A 17,666-nucleotide genomic window follows, 5' to 3' on the forward strand; every position below is an offset into this window, starting at 1 on the left:
CCACATTGGACCGGGATCGACACTGACATCCTGGTCGGCCCGGATGCCGCCATCGGGGGCAAGCCCCCTCCCACATTGGACCGGGATCGACACTAACATCCTGGTCGGCCCGGAGGCCGCCATCGGGCACTAGCTCCCTCGCCACATGCCGGTGTCATATCAAAGCTGCGTAGATACCTACGCCCCATACGCCCGCATAAACAACCCCACCACCTCCCGAACATGCTCTTCGGCCGCTTCTTCGCTCAGTTGCCCCCCGCAGCCATACAGCAAACGGAAATTCGCCGTGCCTTTGAGCAGGCAAAAAAAGTGCTCCGCAGCCTTGAAGGGTTTGTCGATGCTCAGGGCGCCGCCCTGGTCAATCTTGCCGAGCAGGCGCTCCATGCCCTGCAGCATGCGCATGGGACCGGCTTCAAAAAAGATCTGTGAGAGTTTCACGTCCTGATTGCCAGTGGTCATCATCAAGCGATGCAGGTTCACCGACTCCTCACTGTTGATCAACCGATGGAAGCCCCGCGCAATGTTCAGCAACACGGTCTCCACCGGCATGCCTGCAGGCAGCTCGAAGTACATCACCGGCAATTGCTCTTCACACTTGGCCACCACCGCCGCGGTGAACAGGTTCTCCTTGTCGGTGAAGTGGCTATAGACGGTGAGTTTCGATACCCCGGCCGCAAGGGCGACGGCGTCCATGCTGGTGCTTGCGTAACCCTTGCCCAGGAACAGCGATTTGGCCGCATCGAGGATCGCCTGGCGTTTTGCCATGTCCTTGGGACGCCCGGGGCTATTGGTGTTTGCAGGATTGTCGGACATTTTCACCTTTAATACTGGACTGGCGAGTTTGGTATTAATAACATACCGGCCAGTATAATTATTCCAAGCCTCATTTGCGAAAGGTCCCACAGCATGCGCAGCACTTTCCTGCCCTTTGCGTTGCCTGTCAGTCTGATCTTCCTGTTGGCCGCGTGCGGCCATGAAGAAGCGGCCCCCACTGCTCCTCGCCCGGCCATGGTGGTGCAACCCCAGCCCCTGGCGCAGTCGGTGGACAGCTATCCCGGTGAAGTGCGCGCCCGCTATGAGCCGGATCTGGCTTTTCGCATCGCCGGCAAAGTCAGCAATCGCCTGGTGGAGGAGGGCGAGCGGGTCAAGGCCAACCAGCCCCTGGCCGAGCTCGACCCACAGGATGTACGCCTGCAACTGGAAGCCACCCGTGCCCAGGTGGCTGGCGCCGAGGCCAACCTGAGCCTGGTGCGCGCCGAGCGTGACCGCTACAAGACCCTGATGGACCGTCAGATGGTCAGCCGATCCCAGTACGACAATTCCGAAAATCTCTATCGAGCCGGTGTGGCACGCCTCAAGCAGATCAAGGCTGAGTTCGACGTGTCCAGCAACCAGGCCGGGTATGCCGTGCTGCGTGCGCCCCAGGACGGTGTCGTCGCCAAGCGTGCGGTGGAAGTGGGCCAGGTCGTCGCCGCCGGCCAAACCGTGTTCACCCTGGCCACCGATGGCGAGCGTGAAGTAGTGATCAGCCTGCCGGAGCAAGGCTTCGGCCGCTTCAAGATCGGCCAGCCGGTCTCGGTTGAGCTGTGGAGCCAGCCGGATCAACGCTTTGCCGGACGCATTCGCGAGCTGTCGCCCGCCGCCGATCCGAAGTCGCGCACCTTCGCCGCACGGGTGGCGTTCACTGGCGGCAAAGTCCCGGCAGAACTCGGGCAGAGCGCTCGGGTATTCATACCGGTTGACGGGGTGATGCCGTTGTCGGTGCCGCTGTCTGCCCTGAGTGCGGAGAACGGCGCGTCTTATGTCTGGCGTGTGGCGCCGGACAACACCCTCAAGCGCACCCCCGTGCGCATCGGCGCGTTTGGCGAAAAGAGCGTGCCGGTACTGGAAGGCCTGGCGCCCACCGACTGGGTGGTTGCGGCGGGCGTGCATGTGCTCCATGAGGGCCAGCAGGTGCGCCCGGTGGATCGCGCCAACCGCGTGGTGAATCTGGCGGCCAAGGAGTAGTCCCCGATGGGTTTCAATCTTTCCGAGTGGGCGTTGCGTAATCGCCAGATTGTACTGTTCCTGATGATCCTGCTGGCGGTCGTCGGCACCTTGTCCTACACCAAACTGGGACAAAGCGAAGACCCTCCCTTCACCTTCAAGGCCATGGTGATCAAGACCAACTGGCCAGGGGCAACCGCCCAGGAAGTGTCACGCCAGGTCACCGAGCGCATCGAGAAAAAGCTCATGGAGACCGGCGAGTACGAGCGCATCGTCTCGTTCTCGCGCCCCGGCGAGTCCCAGGTGACCTTCATCGCGCGCGACGCCATGCACTCGGCGCAGATTCCCGAGCTGTGGTACCAGGTGCGCAAGAAGATCAGCGATATCCGTCAGACCTTGCCACCGGATATCCAGGGGCCGTTTTTCAACGATGAGTTCGGCACCACGTTCGGCAATATCTACGCCTTGACCGGTGACGGTTTCGACTACGCCGTGCTCAAGGACTACGCCGACCGCATCCAGATTCAGCTGCAACGGGTGCCGGATGTGGGCAAGGTCGAGCTGCTCGGCCTGCAGGATGAGAAGATCTGGATCGAGCTGTCCAACCTCAAGCTCGCCACCCTCGGCCTGCCATTGGCCGCCGTGCAGCAAGCGTTGCAGGAGCAGAACGCGGTGTCGACCGCCGGCTTCTTTGAAACCCCGAGTGAACGGGTGCAACTGCGGGTGTCGGGCAACTTCAAGAGCGTGGAAGAGATCCGTAACTTCCCTATTCGGGTGGCGGACCGGACTTTCCGGATCGGCGATGTGGCCGATATCCACCGTGGTTTCAACGACCCACCGGCACCGCGCATGCGTTACATGGGCGCGGACGCCATCGGCCTGGCGGTGGCCATGCGTGAAGGTGGCGATATTCTGGTGCTGGGCAAGGCACTGGAGCGTGAATTCGCACGCTTGCAGAAGAACCTTCCGGCGGGCATGGAATTGCGCAAGGTTTCGGACCAGCCCGCCGCGGTGAAGACCAGTGTCGGCGAATTCGTCCAGGTGCTGGCCGAAGCCCTGGCCATCGTGTTGCTGGTGAGCTTCTTTTCCCTGGGGGTACGCACCGGCATGGTAGTGGCACTGGCGATTCCGCTGGTGCTGGCCATGACCTTTGCCACCATGTACTACCTGGGGATTGGCCTGCACAAAATTTCCCTGGGCGCCCTGGTGTTGGCCCTGGGCTTGCTGGTGGATGACGCGATCATCGCGGTGGAGATGATGGCGATCAAAATGGAGCAGGGCTACGACCGGATCAAAGCCGCAAGCTTCGCCTGGACCAGCACCGCCTTCCCCATGCTGACCGGCACGTTGATCACCGCCGCAGGCTTTTTGCCGATTGCCACCGCGCAATCGAGTACCGGCGAGTACACCCGGTCGATCTTCCAGGTGGTGACCATTGCTTTATTGGCCTCATGGGTCGCTGCGGTGGTGTTTGTACCGTACCTGGGGGAAAAGCTGCTGCCGGACCTGGCGAAAATACATGCGGCCAAGCACGGCACCGACGGTCCGGACCCCTACGGCACGCCCTTCTACCAGCGTGTAAGACGTTTGGTGCAGTGGTGTGTCCGTCGGCGCAAGACGGTTATTGTCCTGACCCTGTTGCTGTTTATCGGCTCGGTTGGGCTATTTCGTTTCGTGCCGCAACAGTTCTTCCCGGCCTCGGGTCGCCTGGAGCTGATGGTCGACCTGAAACTGGCCGAAGGCGCTTCCCTGAGCAACACCGCCGACCAGGTCAAACGCCTCGAGACCTTGCTCAAGGCACACGCAGGCATCGACAACTACGTCGCCTACGTGGGCACCGGTTCGCCGCGTTTCTACCTGCCGCTCGACCAGCAACTGCCGGCTGCCAGCTTCGCGCAGTTCGTGGTGTTGGCACACACCATCGAAGAACGCGAAAGCCTGCGCACCTGGCTGATTGAAACCCTTGACGAACAGTTTCCTGACCTGCGTTCACGCGTTACCCGCCTGGAGAATGGCCCTCCCGTGGGCTATCCGGTGCAGTTTCGCGTGACCGGCGAGCACATCGAAGAAGTTCGCGCGTTGGCGCGCAAAGTTGCGGCCAGGGTTCGCGAGAATGCCCACGTGGTCAATGTGCACCTGGACTGGGAAGAGCCGAGCAAGATCGTTTATCTGAATATCGACCAGGACCGCGCCCGGGCGCTTGGCGTAAGCACCGCCAACCTGTCGAAATTCCTGCAAAGCTCCCTGACCGGCTCCACCGTCAGCCAGTACCGGGAGGACAACGAGTTGATCGAGATTCTCCTGCGCGGCACCGTGCATGAACGCACCGAGTTGTCGCGGCTGCCAAGCCTGGCGGTACCGACCGACAACAGCAGAAGTGTGGCCCTGGCACAGATTGCAACCCTTGAGTATGGCTTTGAAGAGGGCATCATCTGGCACCGTAACCGCTTGCCGACAGTGACCGTGCGCGCCGATATCTACGGCAAGGAACAACCTGCGACCCTGGTCCAGCAGATCCTGCCGACCCTGGAGGGCGTGCGCGCCGAGTTGCCGGACGGCTATTTGCTGGAAGTCGGCGGCACGGTTGAAGACTCTGCGCGCGGACAGAACTCGGTGAAGGCCGGCGTGCCATTGTTCATCGTGGTCGTGCTGACCTTGCTGATGCTGCAACTGCGCAGTTTCTCACGCACGGCGATGGTGTTTCTGACCGCGCCCCTGGGCTTGATCGGCGTCACGTTGTTCCTGCTGGTGTTTCGTCAGCCGTTTGGTTTCGTGGCCATGCTCGGCACGATTGCCCTGTCGGGGATGATCATGCGCAACTCGGTGATATTGGTGGACCAGATCGAACAGGACATCAAGGCGGGGCTGACGCCATGGCAGGCGATCATTGAAGCGACTGTTCGGCGTTTCCGCCCGATCGTTCTGACGGCACTCGCGGCGGTGCTGGCGATGATTCCACTGTCACGCAGCGTATTCTTCGGGCCGATGGCGGTTGCAATCATGGGCGGGCTGATTGTGGCGACGGCGCTGACGCTGCTGTTTCTACCGGCGCTTTACGCGGCGTGGTTCAGGGTCAAACAGGAATGACGGTGCTTATGGCGAGGAACGTTTCTTAACGTTTCGCCACTCATGGACTACCTGATGACAGGTATTCGGTCCGACGGTCTTCACGCCGTCTGGCCGGATCTCAAATCTGATGATTCAAGGAGTAACCCATGGGACTATTCATCGGTAAGTCGTTGAGCGTTTCGGTCAACAGCAGCTTTGGTGCCGGCAACTGCGCCAAACCCAAGCCACCGGCAGATGACTGCAACGACAAATGCAAACCCAAGCCCGATTGCAATGGCGGGGGCGTAGGCGGCGCAATCAAGTTCGGCGTAAGCGTGATGCCACTGGGCGCGGTGATCTTTGGCGGGCTGGGCGCCAAGCTGTTTTAAAGGTGTGGTAAGCGCTCCCGGGCAGGTGATCCTTCCCCACCTGCTCGGGTGCACAGAGGCGTCTACAGGGCGCCGAACACTTTCTTGGCGAGGCTGGTGGCGGCCGCTGCCGGATTCTTGCGAATCGTTTCTTCCTGCTGCGCGATCATCTTGAACAAGCCGTCCAGCGCCTGTTCGGTCACGTAGTTTTCAACGTTGGCGCTTTTGGCGTCCACTGCACCAAACGCCGCCGCCTTGCCGGCCAGGGCGTTGTACTGCTGGGCCACGCCGACCTTGTCGGTTGCAGCCTTGACGATGGGCAGGAACTTGGCGCGGATCTGTTCGCGACTGCTGGTGTTCAGGTATTGGGTGGCGGAATCCTGACCACCGCTGAGGATGCCCTTGGCATCGGTCACGCTCATGTTTTTCACGGCATTGACCAGGATCGGCTGAGCCTGGGTTACGGCGGTTTCAGCCGCTTTGTTCATACTGGTTTCCAGCTGGGTGACTTGATCGCCCATGCCGAACATCTTCAGCTTGTCAGCGATCTTGCCCAGCTTGCCCGGCAGGCCGATTTTGACCTCGGGGTTGTTGCTGAAACCGCCTGGCGTGCCCAGTTGTTTCACGGCGATCTGTGCGCCCTGGGTCAAGGCATCCTTCAGCCCGCCACTGGCGTCGCCCTGGGACAGGCTGCCAAGGTCCAGCGCCATCGCGTTGGCACCCAGCAGCAGTCCGGTGAACAGGGCAGTGAGGCGAAGAGGGTTACGGAGCATGGGCGCTTCCTTATGATTGAATTCAGTGGGCTACCGCGTCGACACGCAAGCGCAGTGGCTGTGGGTCCTGGCCATTGAGCTGTACCGCATGGCGCTGCGTGGTGATGAACAGTAGCTTGCCATCCACCTCGATGCGAGCGCTGACCGAGTAGCTGTGGCCAGGCTTGACCTGCGCCGGGTCATAGCTCAGGTGAAACGGCAGCGGCACCTGGCCCTTGATCGGGCCTTTCTGTTCGGCGAGGGTCACGGCCGGGGCGTCCATCAAGGACACGTCCTGCAGGCTGACGCTCAAGGTGGCGGCAGGCGGCAACGCGATGCGTTGCAGGTAAAACACTTCGCCGTCGAGGCTGGCCTTTGGGGCGGGTGTCATGGGTTGGCAGGCTCCGAGCAGGGCCGTGAGGCCCAGGAGGATGATCTTTTTCATGGTGCAACTCCTTTTCAACGGCGCCGCAAACTTCCCGGCGCCTTGTTCAATCTAGCGGGTTTGCGCGGGGTCCACCGCTTGCTCGGCCGCGCCATCGACGCGATGCAGCGCCACCTGGCGAATCGACAGGCGAATGTCCGCCGGCAGTACGCGTTTGGCCGCGCCTTCCGCCAGTTCGCCGAGCAAGTCGCGATAGCTCAGCTTGCCGGCTTCGTCGCGGCGCAGCACATCTTGCTCCAGCAAGGTCTGGATGAAATGTCGGAAAAGGCTCTTATCGAAGAATTCCGGGGCATTGAGGCCATGCAGGATCGACAGGCGCTGGGCCATGATTGTGCACAGGTCTTCCAGCTCTTCGGCGCTGATGCTGTTCTGACCGCTGTTGAGCAACAGCGAAATCGCCATGTAGAAGCGTTGCAAGGTTTGGGCGATGCTCTTGGACAGCAGCGTCAGCAGTACAAAATGCCGCGAACTCGGCGCCGCGCGCAGATACACGCCGTTTTCAAAACGCAGCAGGCCCTGTTCGACAAAAGCCTCCAGCCACTGGTCGACCACGCCATCGAGCTCTTCCAGTGACCAGCGGATAAACAGCTCCGATTGCAGGTACGGATAGAGCGCCTGGGTATAGCGCAGGATCTGCTCGCGGCTCATCCGCGAACTGCTCTGGAAAAAGCTCGCCAGCAGCGCCGGCAGGGCGAAGATGTGCAGCACGTTGTTGCGGTAATAGGTCATCAGGACGGCATTCTGCTCATCCAGATAGACAATCTTGCCCAGGGCATCGCTTTGCTCCGACAGCAGGTCCATGTCCTTGACGTGCTTGATCAGCGCCAGACCATCGCCTTCCGGCAGGGTGGTGTGGGGTGAATAGGGCACGCGGCGCAGCAGCGCCAGGTACAAGTCCAACTGGCGGGCCATGGCTTGTTCGTCCAGGGCCAGGCGGGTGGTCGACAGCAGCGCCAACGCCACCAGGTTCACCGGGTTGACCGCGGCGGCTTCGTTGAGGTGGCGGGCCACCTTTTCGCTGAGGCGGTGGGTGGTTTCATTCAGCCATGCCGGCTTGAAGTTCGGGCCCAGTTCCTGGGCGCGCCAGTCCGGTTGCTCGTGGTCGAGAAACTCCGCCAGCTTGATCGGCTCGCCGAAGTTGACCGCCACCTGGCCGAAGCGCTGCTTGAGCGCGCCGACGACTTTGAAGATATCGAAGATCGACTCTTTCTTCTTGCTCGCACCGCGCAGTTCGCCCAGATAGGTGCGGCCTTCGAGCACGCGTTCGTAACCGATGTACACCGGCACGAACACGATGGGCATGCGCGAAGAGCGCAGGAAACTGCGCAGGGTGATGGCCAGCATCCCGGTTTTCGGCTGCAGCATGCGACCGGTGCGCGAGCGTCCGCCTTCGACGAAGTACTCCACCGGGAAGCCCTTGGTAAACAGGGTGTGCAGGTATTCGTTGAACACCGAGGTGTACAGGGGGTTGCCCTTGAAGGTACGGCGCATGAAAAACGCACCGCCACGGCGCAGCAGGCTGCCGATCACCGGCATGTTCAGGTTGATACCGGCGGCAATGTGCGGCGGGGTCAGGCCATTCTTGAACAGCAGGTAGGACAGCAGCAGATAGTCGATATGGCTGCGATGGCACGGCACGTAGATCACTTCGTAGCCTTGGGCAACCTGTTGCACGCCCTCGATGTTATTGACCTTGATGCCGTCGTAGATCTTGTTCCAGAACCAGCTCAGCACCACTTCCAGAAAACGGATCGCCGTGTAGGTGTAGTCCGAGGCGATTTCGTTGCCATAGCGCAGGGCCAGGGCCTTGGCTTTTTCCGGCGAAATCTTTTCACGCTCGGCTTCATCGGCAATCGCCTGGCGCACCAGGGGCATATTGACCAGACCCTTCACCAGGTTGCGTCGGTGCGACAGGTCGGGGCCGATCACGGCGGTCTTGAGGTTACGAAAGTGCACACGCAGGATGCGCTGGGCCATTCTTACGGTGCGTTCGTGCCCTTTATTGTGCTCGATCAATTCACGCAGGTTGATGGGCGCGGAGAATTGCACGCGGGTCTTGCGACCGAGGATCAGGATGCTCAACAACCGGCGCAGACGCCCGGTGACCGCCCAACTGTCGGCGAACAACAGCTTCCAGGGGCTGGACTCGCTTTCGGGGGATTGGCCCCAGAACACGCTGACCGGAATGATTTGTGCATTCTCTTCGGCATGTTCGCTCAGGGTGTTGACCAGGCGCGTCAGGGTGGGCGGTGCGCCGCGCTTGTCCTGGCGGCCGAGCCAGTCCGGGTCGGGCGTGAGGTAGAAGAACGCCGCGGGTTCCATCAACGGGCCCACCGAGACGGGCAGCACCGGGCGCGGCAGGCCGGCCTTGGTGCACTCGGCATCGACCACGGCCAATTCGGTCATTGAGGGCGATTGCAGGACGTAGAACACCGGTCGGCTGCGGTCCAGGTTAAGGGTTAGGGACGACTGGTTGATCGTCTCCGAGCGAACCCAGAGATACAACAGTCGGCGCAAGGTGCCAAACACCAGACGGCGGAACGGGGAGCGGGTCATAGGCGAACTGCTTCAAGTGGAAAAAACCGAGCAGGCGCTCGGGCGGGTAGTGTGCCGTATTCACCGAAAATCGGCAAAAAAGCAGCGATGTAAAGTTGAGTTGATGGTTTTTGAACCTGTCTTATACTCGGCAGTTCAACGCCAGCGACTCAATAATAAAAACCAGTGGGAGTGAACAGATGACAACGCGCGAAACCGGCAACGTGAAGTGGTTCAACGATGCAAAGGGCTACGGCTTTATACAGCGTGAAGATGGCAAGGATGTGTTCGTGCACTACCGCGCCATTCGTGGTGACGGGCACCGCTCGTTGGCCGAGGGCCAGCAGGTGGAGTATGCCGTGGTGACCGGTGAGAAAGGCTTGCAGGCCGAGGATGTGGTGGGCCTGTAAGTTCACCACTGAACCCCTGTGGGAGGGGGCTTGCCCCCGATTGCAGTGTGTCAGTCACCAGCTATATTGACTGATCCACTGCTATCGGGAGCAAGCCCCCTCCCACATTTGATTGGGTTCGCAGCTCAGGTCAGGCGGTTTTCCAAGTGATCTCTTCTTCACCGTCGGCACTGATGCGCATCCAGCGGTCAGCACTTTCCTCACCCTCTTCCTCGACCCAGGTCCCCGGTGCGCAGCGCACTTCAACGTTCAGCGCGGCAAACGCGGCGCGGGCGCAGGCGATGTCGTCGTCCCATGGGGTCTGGTCGCTTTCCAGGTACAGGCTGTTCCACTTGCCCACGGCTTTTGGCAGCCAGGTCACTGGGACGTTGCCGGCCTTGCACTTGTAGGTCTGGCCCTTCTGGACCCAGTCGGTGCATGGGCCCAGGGCCGCGCCCAGCCAGGCGGCGATGGCCTTGTGGTCGACGTCGGCGTCCTTCAGGTAAATCTCGATATCGGGTTGGCGCATGGATGTTCCTCGTTGCGGGATTCGAAAATCCATTCGCGGATGCTGAAAAAAGGTTATTGAAGCACGAAATAATCGTAGCGCATCGACACGGTGACCTGCAGCGGCTCGGCGGCTTCGATGACCTCGCTGCGCCGCTCGGCACTGGCGCGCCAGCCGTGCGGGGTCATGGCCAGCAGGTTGGCGCGGTCCCCGGGTTCGGCCAGGCTCAGGCTGAACTCAAGGGTTTCGCTGTGTGCCAGGTGCATGCCATCCGGCACCAGAGCCAGGTGTTTGTCGTCGGTGTACTCGCGCACTTCATCGTACAAGCGTTCGCGCAGCTCCATCAGATGGCCACGTGTCGGACCGACCTTCATCAGGCCGCCGCCCGGGCTGAGCAGGCGCTTGGCTTCCTGCCAGTCCAACGGGCTGAACACGCTGGCGAGAAACTGGCAACTGGCGTCGGCCAGCGGTACACGGGCCATGCTGGCGATCAACCAGGTCAGCGCCGGGTTGCGCTTGCACGCACGCTTGACCGCTTCCCTGGAAATATCCAGGGCGTAGCCGTCGGCGTGGGGCAGGGCATCGGCGATCTGCGCGGTGTAGTAACCCTCGCCACAGCCGATGTCGACCCAGCGTTGCGGTGCGCGTTCAGCGGCCAGTTCAGCCAGGCGCCTGGCCACCGGGGCGTAGTGGCCGGCGTTGAGGAAATCACGGCGTGCCTCGACCATGGCGAGGTTATCGCCTGGGTCGCGGCTGTTCTTGTGCTGCACCGGCAGCAGGTTGAGGTAACCCTGGCGTGCGCGGTCGAAACGGTGCCCGGCGGGGCAGGCCACGCCATTGTCCACCGCAGTGAGCGGGGCAGTGCAGAGGGGGCAGGCAAGCATCAGGCGAGCAACTTGATCAGGGTCTGGTAGTAGATTTCGGTCAACACATCGAGGTCGCTGGCAAGGATGCGCTCGTTGACCTGATGGATCGTCGCATTTACCGGGCCCAACTCGACCACCTGGGTGCCCAGGGTTGCAATGAAACGGCCGTCGGACGTACCGCCACTGGTGGACGCCTTGGTCTCGCGCCCGGTGATCGCCTTGATGCTGGCCGATACCGCGTCGAGCAATGCGCCCGGCTCGGTGAGAAAGGGCAGGCCCGACAGCGCCCAGTCCACATGCCAGTCCAGGCCATGTTTATCCAGAATCGCGGCGACCCGCTGCTGCAAGCCTTCCACGGTGGACTCGGTGGAGAATCGGAAGTTGAACACCGCCGTCAGGTCGCCGGGAATCACGTTGGTGGCGCCGGTGCCGGAATTGAGGTTGGAGATCTGGAAACTGGTCGGCGGGAAGAAGGTGTTGCCGTCATCCCAATGCTCGGCGGCCAGTTCAGCCAGGGCCGGCGCGGCGAGATGGATCGGGTTCTTCGCCAGGTGCGGGTAGGCCACGTGGCCCTGTACACCGCGTACCGTCAAGGTGGCGCCGAGGGAGCCGCGACGGCCGTTCTTGACCACGTCGCCCACCAGGGTGGTGCTCGACGGTTCGCCGACGATGCACCAGTCCAGGCGCTCCTTGCGCGCGGCCAGGCGCTCGATCACAGCCTTGGTGCCATGGTGCGCCGGGCCTTCTTCATCGCTGGTGATCAAAAAAGCCACCGAACCCTTGTGGTCCGGGTAATCCCTGACGAAGCGCTCCGACGCCACCAGCATTGCCGCCAGGCTGCCTTTCATGTCCGCCGCGCCACGCCCGCACAGCATGCCGTGCTCGTCGATCAGCGCGTCGAACGGGTCGTTCTGCCAGGCCTGCACCGGGCCGGTGGGGACCACGTCGGTGTGGCCGGCGAAGCACAGCACCGGGCCGTCATGTTGGCCATGGGTGGCCCAGAAGTTATCCACGTCCTCGATGCGCATCGGCTCGAGCGCGAAACCGGCGTCGCCCAGGCGCTGCATCATCAGCTTCTGGCAATCGGCATCGATCGGCGTGACCGATGGGCGACGGATCAGGTCGATGGCGAGTTGAAGGGTCGGCGAAAGGTCGGCATGGGCCGTCATGGGGAAACTCCGGAAATCGAGACAGCGACGTTCTAATGGTAGGAGCGAGCTTGCTCGCGAAAAACGCAAGGGCACCGCGTTTATTCAGGGTGCCCGCTTCATCGTTAACGATTTTCGCGAGCAAGCTCGCTCCTACAGTAATGTGTGCAAGGCGTCTAAAACGGCCGTTATCTTATAGCAAAACGGCGGCCAGAGGCCGCCGTTTAGTGCATGACGCAAGTTTTTACACCGCCGTGACAGGCTCGGCCTTCGGTGCCGGTTTGGGCAGCGACGACAGGAACGCCATGATCAACGCGGCCACATATGGCAGCGACTGCACCAGCAGCATCACCACCCAGAAGCGTATGTCATTGCTCGGCAGGCCTTGCACCAGGTAGATGCCCAAGGCTGCGCCCCACAACAGCAGCATGATGAACATTTCTTCGCGGGCCTCGGAAATCGCCACCCAGAAGCCATGGTTGTCGGCGTTTTTCGGTGTACGAAAGAACGGAATGCTGGTGGTGAAGAAACCGTACAGCACCGCCTTGGCGATGGTGTGCGACAACGCCAGGCCGGCCAGGGCCGCGCAGAATGCATCCTTGAGGTTCACCCCGACCGCACGGCGGTACAGGAAGATGATCTTGCCCACCTTGAACACGAACAGCGCCAGCGGCGGGATCGCGAAGATCAGCAACGGCGGATCGACGCGGGTCGGTACGATGATCATCGCCGCCGACCACAGCAGCGCGCCGACGGTGAAGAAGATGTTCATGCCATCGGCCACCCACGGCAGCCAGCCCGCGAGGAAGTGATAGCGCTGGCCACGGGTCAGCTCGGTGCCTTTGCCGCGCAGCAGGCTGGCGGTGTGGCGCTTGATGATCTGGATCGCACCGTAGGCCCAGCGGAAACGCTGTTTCTTGAAGTCGATAAAGGTATCCGGCATCAGGCCCTTGCCATAGCTGTCGTGGTAATACGCCGCCGACAAGCCTTTCTCGAACACGCGCAGGCCAAGTTCGGCGTCTTCACAGATGCACCAGTCGGCCCAGCCCAGTTCTTCGAGCACCGAGCGACGGGTCATGGTCATGGTGCCGTGCTGGATGATCGCGTCACGGTCGTTGCGGGTGACCATGCCGATATGGAAAAAGCCTTTGTATTCCGCGTAGCAGAGCTTCTTGAAGGTGCTTTCGTTCTGGTCGCGATAATCCTGCGGCGACTGCACCACGGCGATTTTCGGGTCGGCGAAGTGCGGCACCATGTGCTTGAGCCAATTGGGCGACACGCAGTAATCGGAGTCGATCACCGCAATCACTTCGGCGTCCTTGGCGGTGTGCGGGATCAGGTAGTTCAGCGCGCCACCCTTGAAACCGGCCAGGGGCGCGACGTGGAAGAACTTGAAGCGCGGGCCGAGGGTCTGGCAATAGTCGCGCACCGGCTCCCACACCGCCGGGTCCTTGGTGTTGTTGTCGATGATCAGGACTTCGTAGTCCGGGTAATCGAGCGCCGCGAGGGCGTCGAGGGTCTGTTTGACCATCTCCGGCGGCTCGTTGTAGCACGGCACATGGATCGACACTTTGGGTCGGTAGTCCGATTCCCCCTCGACCGGCAGGAATTCACGCCGGCGCTTGTGGGTCCACACCGCTTCGGCCAGTTCGTGGGCTTCGGTCAGCAGCACGATAAACACGCCCAGGGCGCCGAGGGCCAGGAGGATGCCGACGGTGACGCTGAACCAGGTGCTGTATTGCTGGCTGTAGTCGTAGCCGATCCACACCAGTACCGATCCGCACAGGAATGCGATAAACGTGAGAAAGGTGCGGCCACGCTGGCGCAGGGCCGAACCGTCGATCATCAACAGCGTCAGGGACAGCAGGGCCAGCACCACCGAGCCGATGGCCAGTACGCGCCATTGCGGGATGGCGACCACCGGGCCTTCAAAGTTGAATTTCTGCTGGCGCGCGGCGTTGAACACGCCCCAATAGGCGCCGGCCGAGCCTTCGTCGCTGACCTTCCAGGGCTGGTCGAAGGCTTCGATGACGAAGTAGTTGAACCCTTGCCGGTTCAGTTTGTTAACCAGTGTGCGCAGGTAAACCGCCTGGTCCGCTGGCGACGTTTCATTGCCACCGCGCATGCGCCCGTTGCTCGGCCAGCCAACCTCCGACAGCAGCAGCGGCTTTTTCGGGAACAGTTTCTTCAGATCCCTGGCGCGGTCGAGTACGTACTGGCCGGCCTTGTCCATCGGAATGAATTCCCAGAACGGCAGGATGTGCGCGGCAATCAGGTCGACGTGCTTGGCCAGTTGCGGGTTCTTTTCCCAGATGTGCCATTGCTCGGAGGTGGTCACCGGTACTTTCACGGCGGCACGCACGCGGTCGAGCAGCACGATCAGGGCTTCGGGGGTGATTTCCTCGCGGAATAACGCTTCGTTGCCGACCACCACGCGCACGACGCTGCGCGACGTGTTGGCGATCTCGATGGCGCGCTGGATCTCGCGTTCATTGCGTTCCAGGTCCGGGCTGATCCAGATACCGAGGGTCACGCGCAGGCCGAACTCTTCCGCCAGCTTGGGGATGTCCCCCAGAGTGCCATCGACCGAGTAGGTACGGATGTTGTCCGTCAGCTTGCTCATGATCGCAAGGTCCTGACGCATCTGCTCGTCGGTCGGATACTGATCTTTCTGCGGGTATTGGCCTTGTTGAAACGGCGAATAGGAAAACCCCGAGATCTGCTCGGGCCAGTTGGGAGCGGTGACCGGGCGGTTGATCAGCGCCCAGAAACCGGTGAACAGCGCGGCAATTGCCAGCACCACCACCAGGTTGAGTCCAAATTTACGCGATGCCATGGTTATGTCGGGTTCCAAAGGGTGTGGAACGAAAAGAGGTGTCGGCCTACGCCAACCGGCGCGCATCCTACACTGGCCTTTCACTGAGCGTACAGCAAGCCGAGAAAAACCGGACATTGGGCAGCGAAAGTGCATCTAAGTTCTTAACTTGTAGCTGATGGCTTAAAACTTGTCGCTGCGTAGCCCATAATGCGCGCCGGTTTTTAGGGTAATGGTCATGAGCACAGAAGATCCGCGGTTTGCAGGCGTCGCCCGCTTGTATGGCATTGAAGGCCTGGAACGCTTGAAAGCGGCCCATGTGGCGATCGTCGGTGTCGGCGGCGTGGGCTCGTGGGCGGCGGAAGCCATGGCCCGTTGCGGGGTGGGCGAGATTTCGCTGTTTGACCTGGACGACGTCTGCGTCAGCAACAGCAACCGCCAGTTGCATGCATTGGACAGCACCGTAGGCAAACCCAAGGTTGAAGTAATGGCCGAACGCCTGCGCAGCATCAACCCGGCGTGCACGGTGCATGCGGTGGCGGACTTCGTCACACGTGACACCATGGCCGAATACATCACGCCAGACATCGATTGCGTGATCGACTGCATCGACGCGGTCAATGCCAAGGCGGCGCTGATTGCCTGGTGCAAGCGCCGCAAGATCCAGATCATCACCACCGGTGGCGCCGGCGGGCAGATCGATCCGACGCTGATCCAGGTGTGCGACCTCAACCGCACCTTCAACGACCCGCTGGCCTCGAAAGTGCGCTCCACCCTGCGCCGTGACTACGGTTTCTCACGCACGGTGACCCGCCATTACAGCGTGCCGTGCGTGTTTTCCACCGAGCAACTGCGCTATCCCAAGCCGGACGGCAGCATCTGTTTGCAGAAGAGTTTTGTCGGCGATGGGGTCAAGCTTGACTGCGCGGGAGGGTTTGGCGCGGTGATGATGGTCACCGCGACATTTGGCATGGTGGCGGCGACCAAGGCGGTGGACAAGATTGTGGCAGGGGTGCGCAGACCGTCGGAGCGCATCAAGCCCGCCTAGACCTCACTACCTTGCACACATCAAAATGTGGGAGGGGGCTTGCCCCCGATAGCAGTGGGTCAGCCAACTTATCCAGTGACTGGCACTCAGCTATCGGGGGCAAGCCTCCTCCCACATTTAGTATTGCGTACGGCTTAATTCGCGCATGCGCTGCAAGACCGCATTCAAGCCATTGCTGCGCGACGGCGATAACTGGCGCGACAAGCCCAGTTGATTGAACCAGTCAGGCAGGTCAACCGCTTGCAATTGATCAGTCGACAAGCCGTTGACCCGGGCCAGCAGCAATGCCACCAGCCCACGAATCATCCGCGCCTCGCTGCTGGCGGCAAACTGCCAATGGCCGTCCTGCAAGTGGCCCACCAGCCACACCAGGCTTTCGCAGCCGTGTACCAGGTTGGCGTCGACCTTGTCTGCGTCCGCCAGCGCCGGCAGTTGCTCGCCCCATTGCATCAACAGGCGCGCACGTTGCTCCCAGCCGCCTACGGCCTGGAACGCCTCCAGTGCTGCCGTTGCGTCGGTTGGCAAGCTCATCGCAGCATGTCCAGCGCCTGGTCCAGCGCTTCAAAGAAGCGCTCCAGATCATCGGAATCGTTGTACAGCGCGAGAGACACACGAATCGCGCCCGATAGCTGCAATGTCTTGAGCAACGGCATCGCACAATGATGACCGGCACGCACGGCAATCCCCTGCTCGGTCAGCAGGTGCGCAAGGTCGGCGTTGTGCACGCCCTCGACCACAAAGCTGGCCAGTGCCACTTGCGGCGTACCCAATACGCGCACGCCATTGCGCGCTTTCAAGCCGCGCAATAAATAGTCGTGCAGCGCCGCTTCGTGGCTGACCACCGCCTGTTGATCCAGCGAAGCCAGGTAATCCAGCGTCGCCCCCAGGCCGATCACGCCGGCAATCGGCGGCGTGCCGGCTTCAAACCCCAGTGGGGCAGGGCGGAAGCTGGCGCTGTGGTAGTCCGCCTGTTGCACCATCTCGCCGCCGAACTGCCAGTGGCGCAGGTGATGCAGGGCTTCGTGGCGACCGTATAGCACGCCGACACCGTCTGGGCCGTAGAGTTTGTGACTGGAAAATACATAGAAGTCGCAGCCCAGGGCCTGCACGTCGTGGCGACCATGGACGATGCCTTGCGCGCCATCCACCACAGTAAGGGCGCCGTGCGTCTTAGCCATTTTTGATAAGGCTTCCAGCGGCTGCCACGCGCCGAGCACGTTGGACAACTGGCTCACTGCCAGCAACCGCGTGCGCGGGCCGATCAAGGTGGCGGCGGCTTCAAGGTCAATCACGCCGTCATCGTCCAGGGGCAATACCACCAGCGTGAGCGCGCGACGTTTTGCCAGTTGCTGCCAGGGCAGCAGGTTGGCGTGGTGTTCCAGGGCGCTGATGGCAATCTCATCGCCCGCATTGAATAAATGCTCCAGGCCATAGGCCAGGAGGTTCAGCGCAGAGGTTGCGCCGTGGGTAAACACCACCTGCCCGCTGTCGCCCGCATTCAACCACTGCGCCACCTTGCTGCGACTGTCCTCAAACGCCTGGGTCGCATGGGCCCCCGGCAAATGCTGGGCACGGTGCACATTGGCGGCGCCATTGGCGTAGTAATGGCTGATCGCGTCCAACAGGGCTTGAGGTTTCTGCGTGGTAGCGGCGCTGTCCAGGTAGGTCTGGTCTTGCCGTTGCAGGGTGGCGATGGCTGGAAAGTCAGCGCGCCAGGGGGAGGGCACAAGCATGATGTTCAAAACTCGTATAAGCGAG

The 17,666-nt window shown here is 61.6% G+C and carries 15 protein-coding genes; 5 read left to right on the forward strand and 10 right to left on the reverse strand.

Annotation, left to right across the window (positions count from 1 at the left end; genetic code table 11):
* Positions 1-177: 177 nt before the first annotated feature.
* Positions 178-813 (reverse strand): TetR/AcrR family transcriptional regulator, encoded by a 636-nt coding sequence (locus BFP93_RS12320; RefSeq protein WP_065893340.1) that lies wholly within the window; start codon positions 811-813, stop codon positions 178-180.
* Between the two features lie 93 nt (positions 814-906).
* Between BFP93_RS12320 and BFP93_RS12325 the strand changes: the two genes are divergently transcribed.
* From BFP93_RS12325 to BFP93_RS12335, 3 genes are all read left to right on the forward strand, one after another.
* On the forward strand, positions 907-2,007 hold the full coding sequence (locus BFP93_RS12325; protein WP_065893341.1) for an efflux RND transporter periplasmic adaptor subunit: 1,101 nt from the start codon (positions 907-909) through the stop codon (positions 2,005-2,007).
* A 6-nt stretch (positions 2,008-2,013) separates the two neighbouring features.
* On the forward strand, positions 2,014-5,073 hold the full coding sequence (locus tag BFP93_RS12330; protein ID WP_065893342.1) for an efflux RND transporter permease subunit: 3,060 nt from the start codon (positions 2,014-2,016) through the stop codon (positions 5,071-5,073).
* 128 nt (positions 5,074-5,201) lie between these two features.
* The gene (locus BFP93_RS12335) at positions 5,202-5,423 is read left to right on the forward strand and encodes a hypothetical protein (RefSeq protein ID WP_065893343.1); all 222 of its coding nucleotides are present in this window, start codon (positions 5,202-5,204) and stop codon (positions 5,421-5,423) included.
* 62 nt (positions 5,424-5,485) lie between these two features.
* Here BFP93_RS12335 and BFP93_RS12340 read toward each other — a convergent pair whose 3' ends face one another.
* From BFP93_RS12340 to plsB, 3 genes are read right to left on the reverse strand one after another with little or no spacing between them, the layout of a single operon-like run.
* Positions 5,486-6,175: a DUF4197 domain-containing protein gene (locus BFP93_RS12340; RefSeq protein WP_065886071.1), complete on the reverse strand. Its 690-nt coding sequence runs from the start codon at positions 6,173-6,175 to the stop codon at positions 5,486-5,488.
* A 22-nt stretch (positions 6,176-6,197) separates the two neighbouring features.
* Positions 6,198-6,599 carry a YbaY family lipoprotein gene (locus tag BFP93_RS12345; RefSeq protein WP_065893344.1) on the reverse strand — a complete coding sequence of 134 codons (402 nt, stop codon included), beginning with the start codon at positions 6,597-6,599 and terminating at the stop codon, positions 6,198-6,200.
* 51 nt (positions 6,600-6,650) lie between these two features.
* Entirely contained in the window at positions 6,651-9,155 is a 2,505-nt protein-coding gene (gene plsB, locus BFP93_RS12350) for a glycerol-3-phosphate 1-O-acyltransferase PlsB (protein ID WP_065893345.1), read from the reverse strand.
* 179 nt (positions 9,156-9,334) lie between these two features.
* Between plsB and BFP93_RS12355 the strand changes: the two genes are divergently transcribed.
* Complete coding sequence (locus BFP93_RS12355; RefSeq protein WP_065886074.1) at positions 9,335-9,544, forward strand: cold-shock protein; 210 nt, start codon at positions 9,335-9,337, stop codon at positions 9,542-9,544.
* Between the two features lie 130 nt (positions 9,545-9,674).
* Here the strand turns inward: BFP93_RS12355 and BFP93_RS12360 are convergent, their stop codons facing one another.
* The 4 genes from BFP93_RS12360 to BFP93_RS12375 all read right to left on the reverse strand — a co-directional run bounded on the left by BFP93_RS12360 (position 9,675) and on the right by BFP93_RS12375 (position 14,881).
* Positions 9,675-10,052 carry a hypothetical protein gene (locus BFP93_RS12360; RefSeq protein ID WP_065893346.1) on the reverse strand — a complete coding sequence of 126 codons (378 nt, stop codon included), beginning with the start codon at positions 10,050-10,052 and terminating at the stop codon, positions 9,675-9,677.
* Positions 10,053-10,105: 53 nt separating this feature from the next.
* Positions 10,106-10,915 (reverse strand): putative RNA methyltransferase, encoded by an 810-nt coding sequence (locus tag BFP93_RS12365; protein ID WP_065886076.1) that lies wholly within the window; start codon positions 10,913-10,915, stop codon positions 10,106-10,108.
* The gene (gene dapE / locus BFP93_RS12370) at positions 10,915-12,066 is read right to left on the reverse strand and encodes a succinyl-diaminopimelate desuccinylase (RefSeq protein ID WP_065886077.1); all 1,152 of its coding nucleotides are present in this window, start codon (positions 12,064-12,066) and stop codon (positions 10,915-10,917) included. Before dapE ends, BFP93_RS12365 begins: the two co-directional genes overlap by 1 nt.
* A gap of 223 nt (positions 12,067-12,289) precedes the next feature.
* Positions 12,290-14,881 (reverse strand): glycosyltransferase, encoded by a 2,592-nt coding sequence (locus tag BFP93_RS12375; protein ID WP_065893347.1) that lies wholly within the window; start codon positions 14,879-14,881, stop codon positions 12,290-12,292.
* 217 nt (positions 14,882-15,098) lie between these two features.
* On the opposite strand from BFP93_RS12375, the gene tcdA reads away from it, so the two are divergent.
* Positions 15,099-15,908, forward strand: a complete 810-nt coding sequence (gene tcdA / locus BFP93_RS12380) for a tRNA cyclic N6-threonylcarbamoyladenosine(37) synthase TcdA (protein WP_163002860.1) — start codon at positions 15,099-15,101, stop codon at positions 15,906-15,908.
* A 117-nt stretch (positions 15,909-16,025) separates the two neighbouring features.
* On the opposite strand, the gene BFP93_RS12385 is transcribed toward tcdA, so the two are convergent.
* Positions 16,026-16,439 carry a SufE family protein gene (locus BFP93_RS12385; protein WP_065893349.1) on the reverse strand — a complete coding sequence of 138 codons (414 nt, stop codon included), beginning with the start codon at positions 16,437-16,439 and terminating at the stop codon, positions 16,026-16,028.
* A complete protein-coding gene (locus BFP93_RS12390) occupies positions 16,436-17,641 on the reverse strand; it encodes an aminotransferase class V-fold PLP-dependent enzyme (RefSeq protein WP_065893350.1) in 1,206 nt (401 codons plus the stop codon). The genes BFP93_RS12385 and BFP93_RS12390 overlap by 4 nt, the downstream gene beginning before the upstream one ends.
* Between the last annotated feature and the right edge of the window lie 25 nt (positions 17,642-17,666).

Source organism: Pseudomonas sp. 44 R 15 (genome assembly GCF_900004965.1).
GTDB lineage: Bacteria > Pseudomonadota > Gammaproteobacteria > Pseudomonadales > Pseudomonadaceae > Aquipseudomonas > Aquipseudomonas orientalis_A.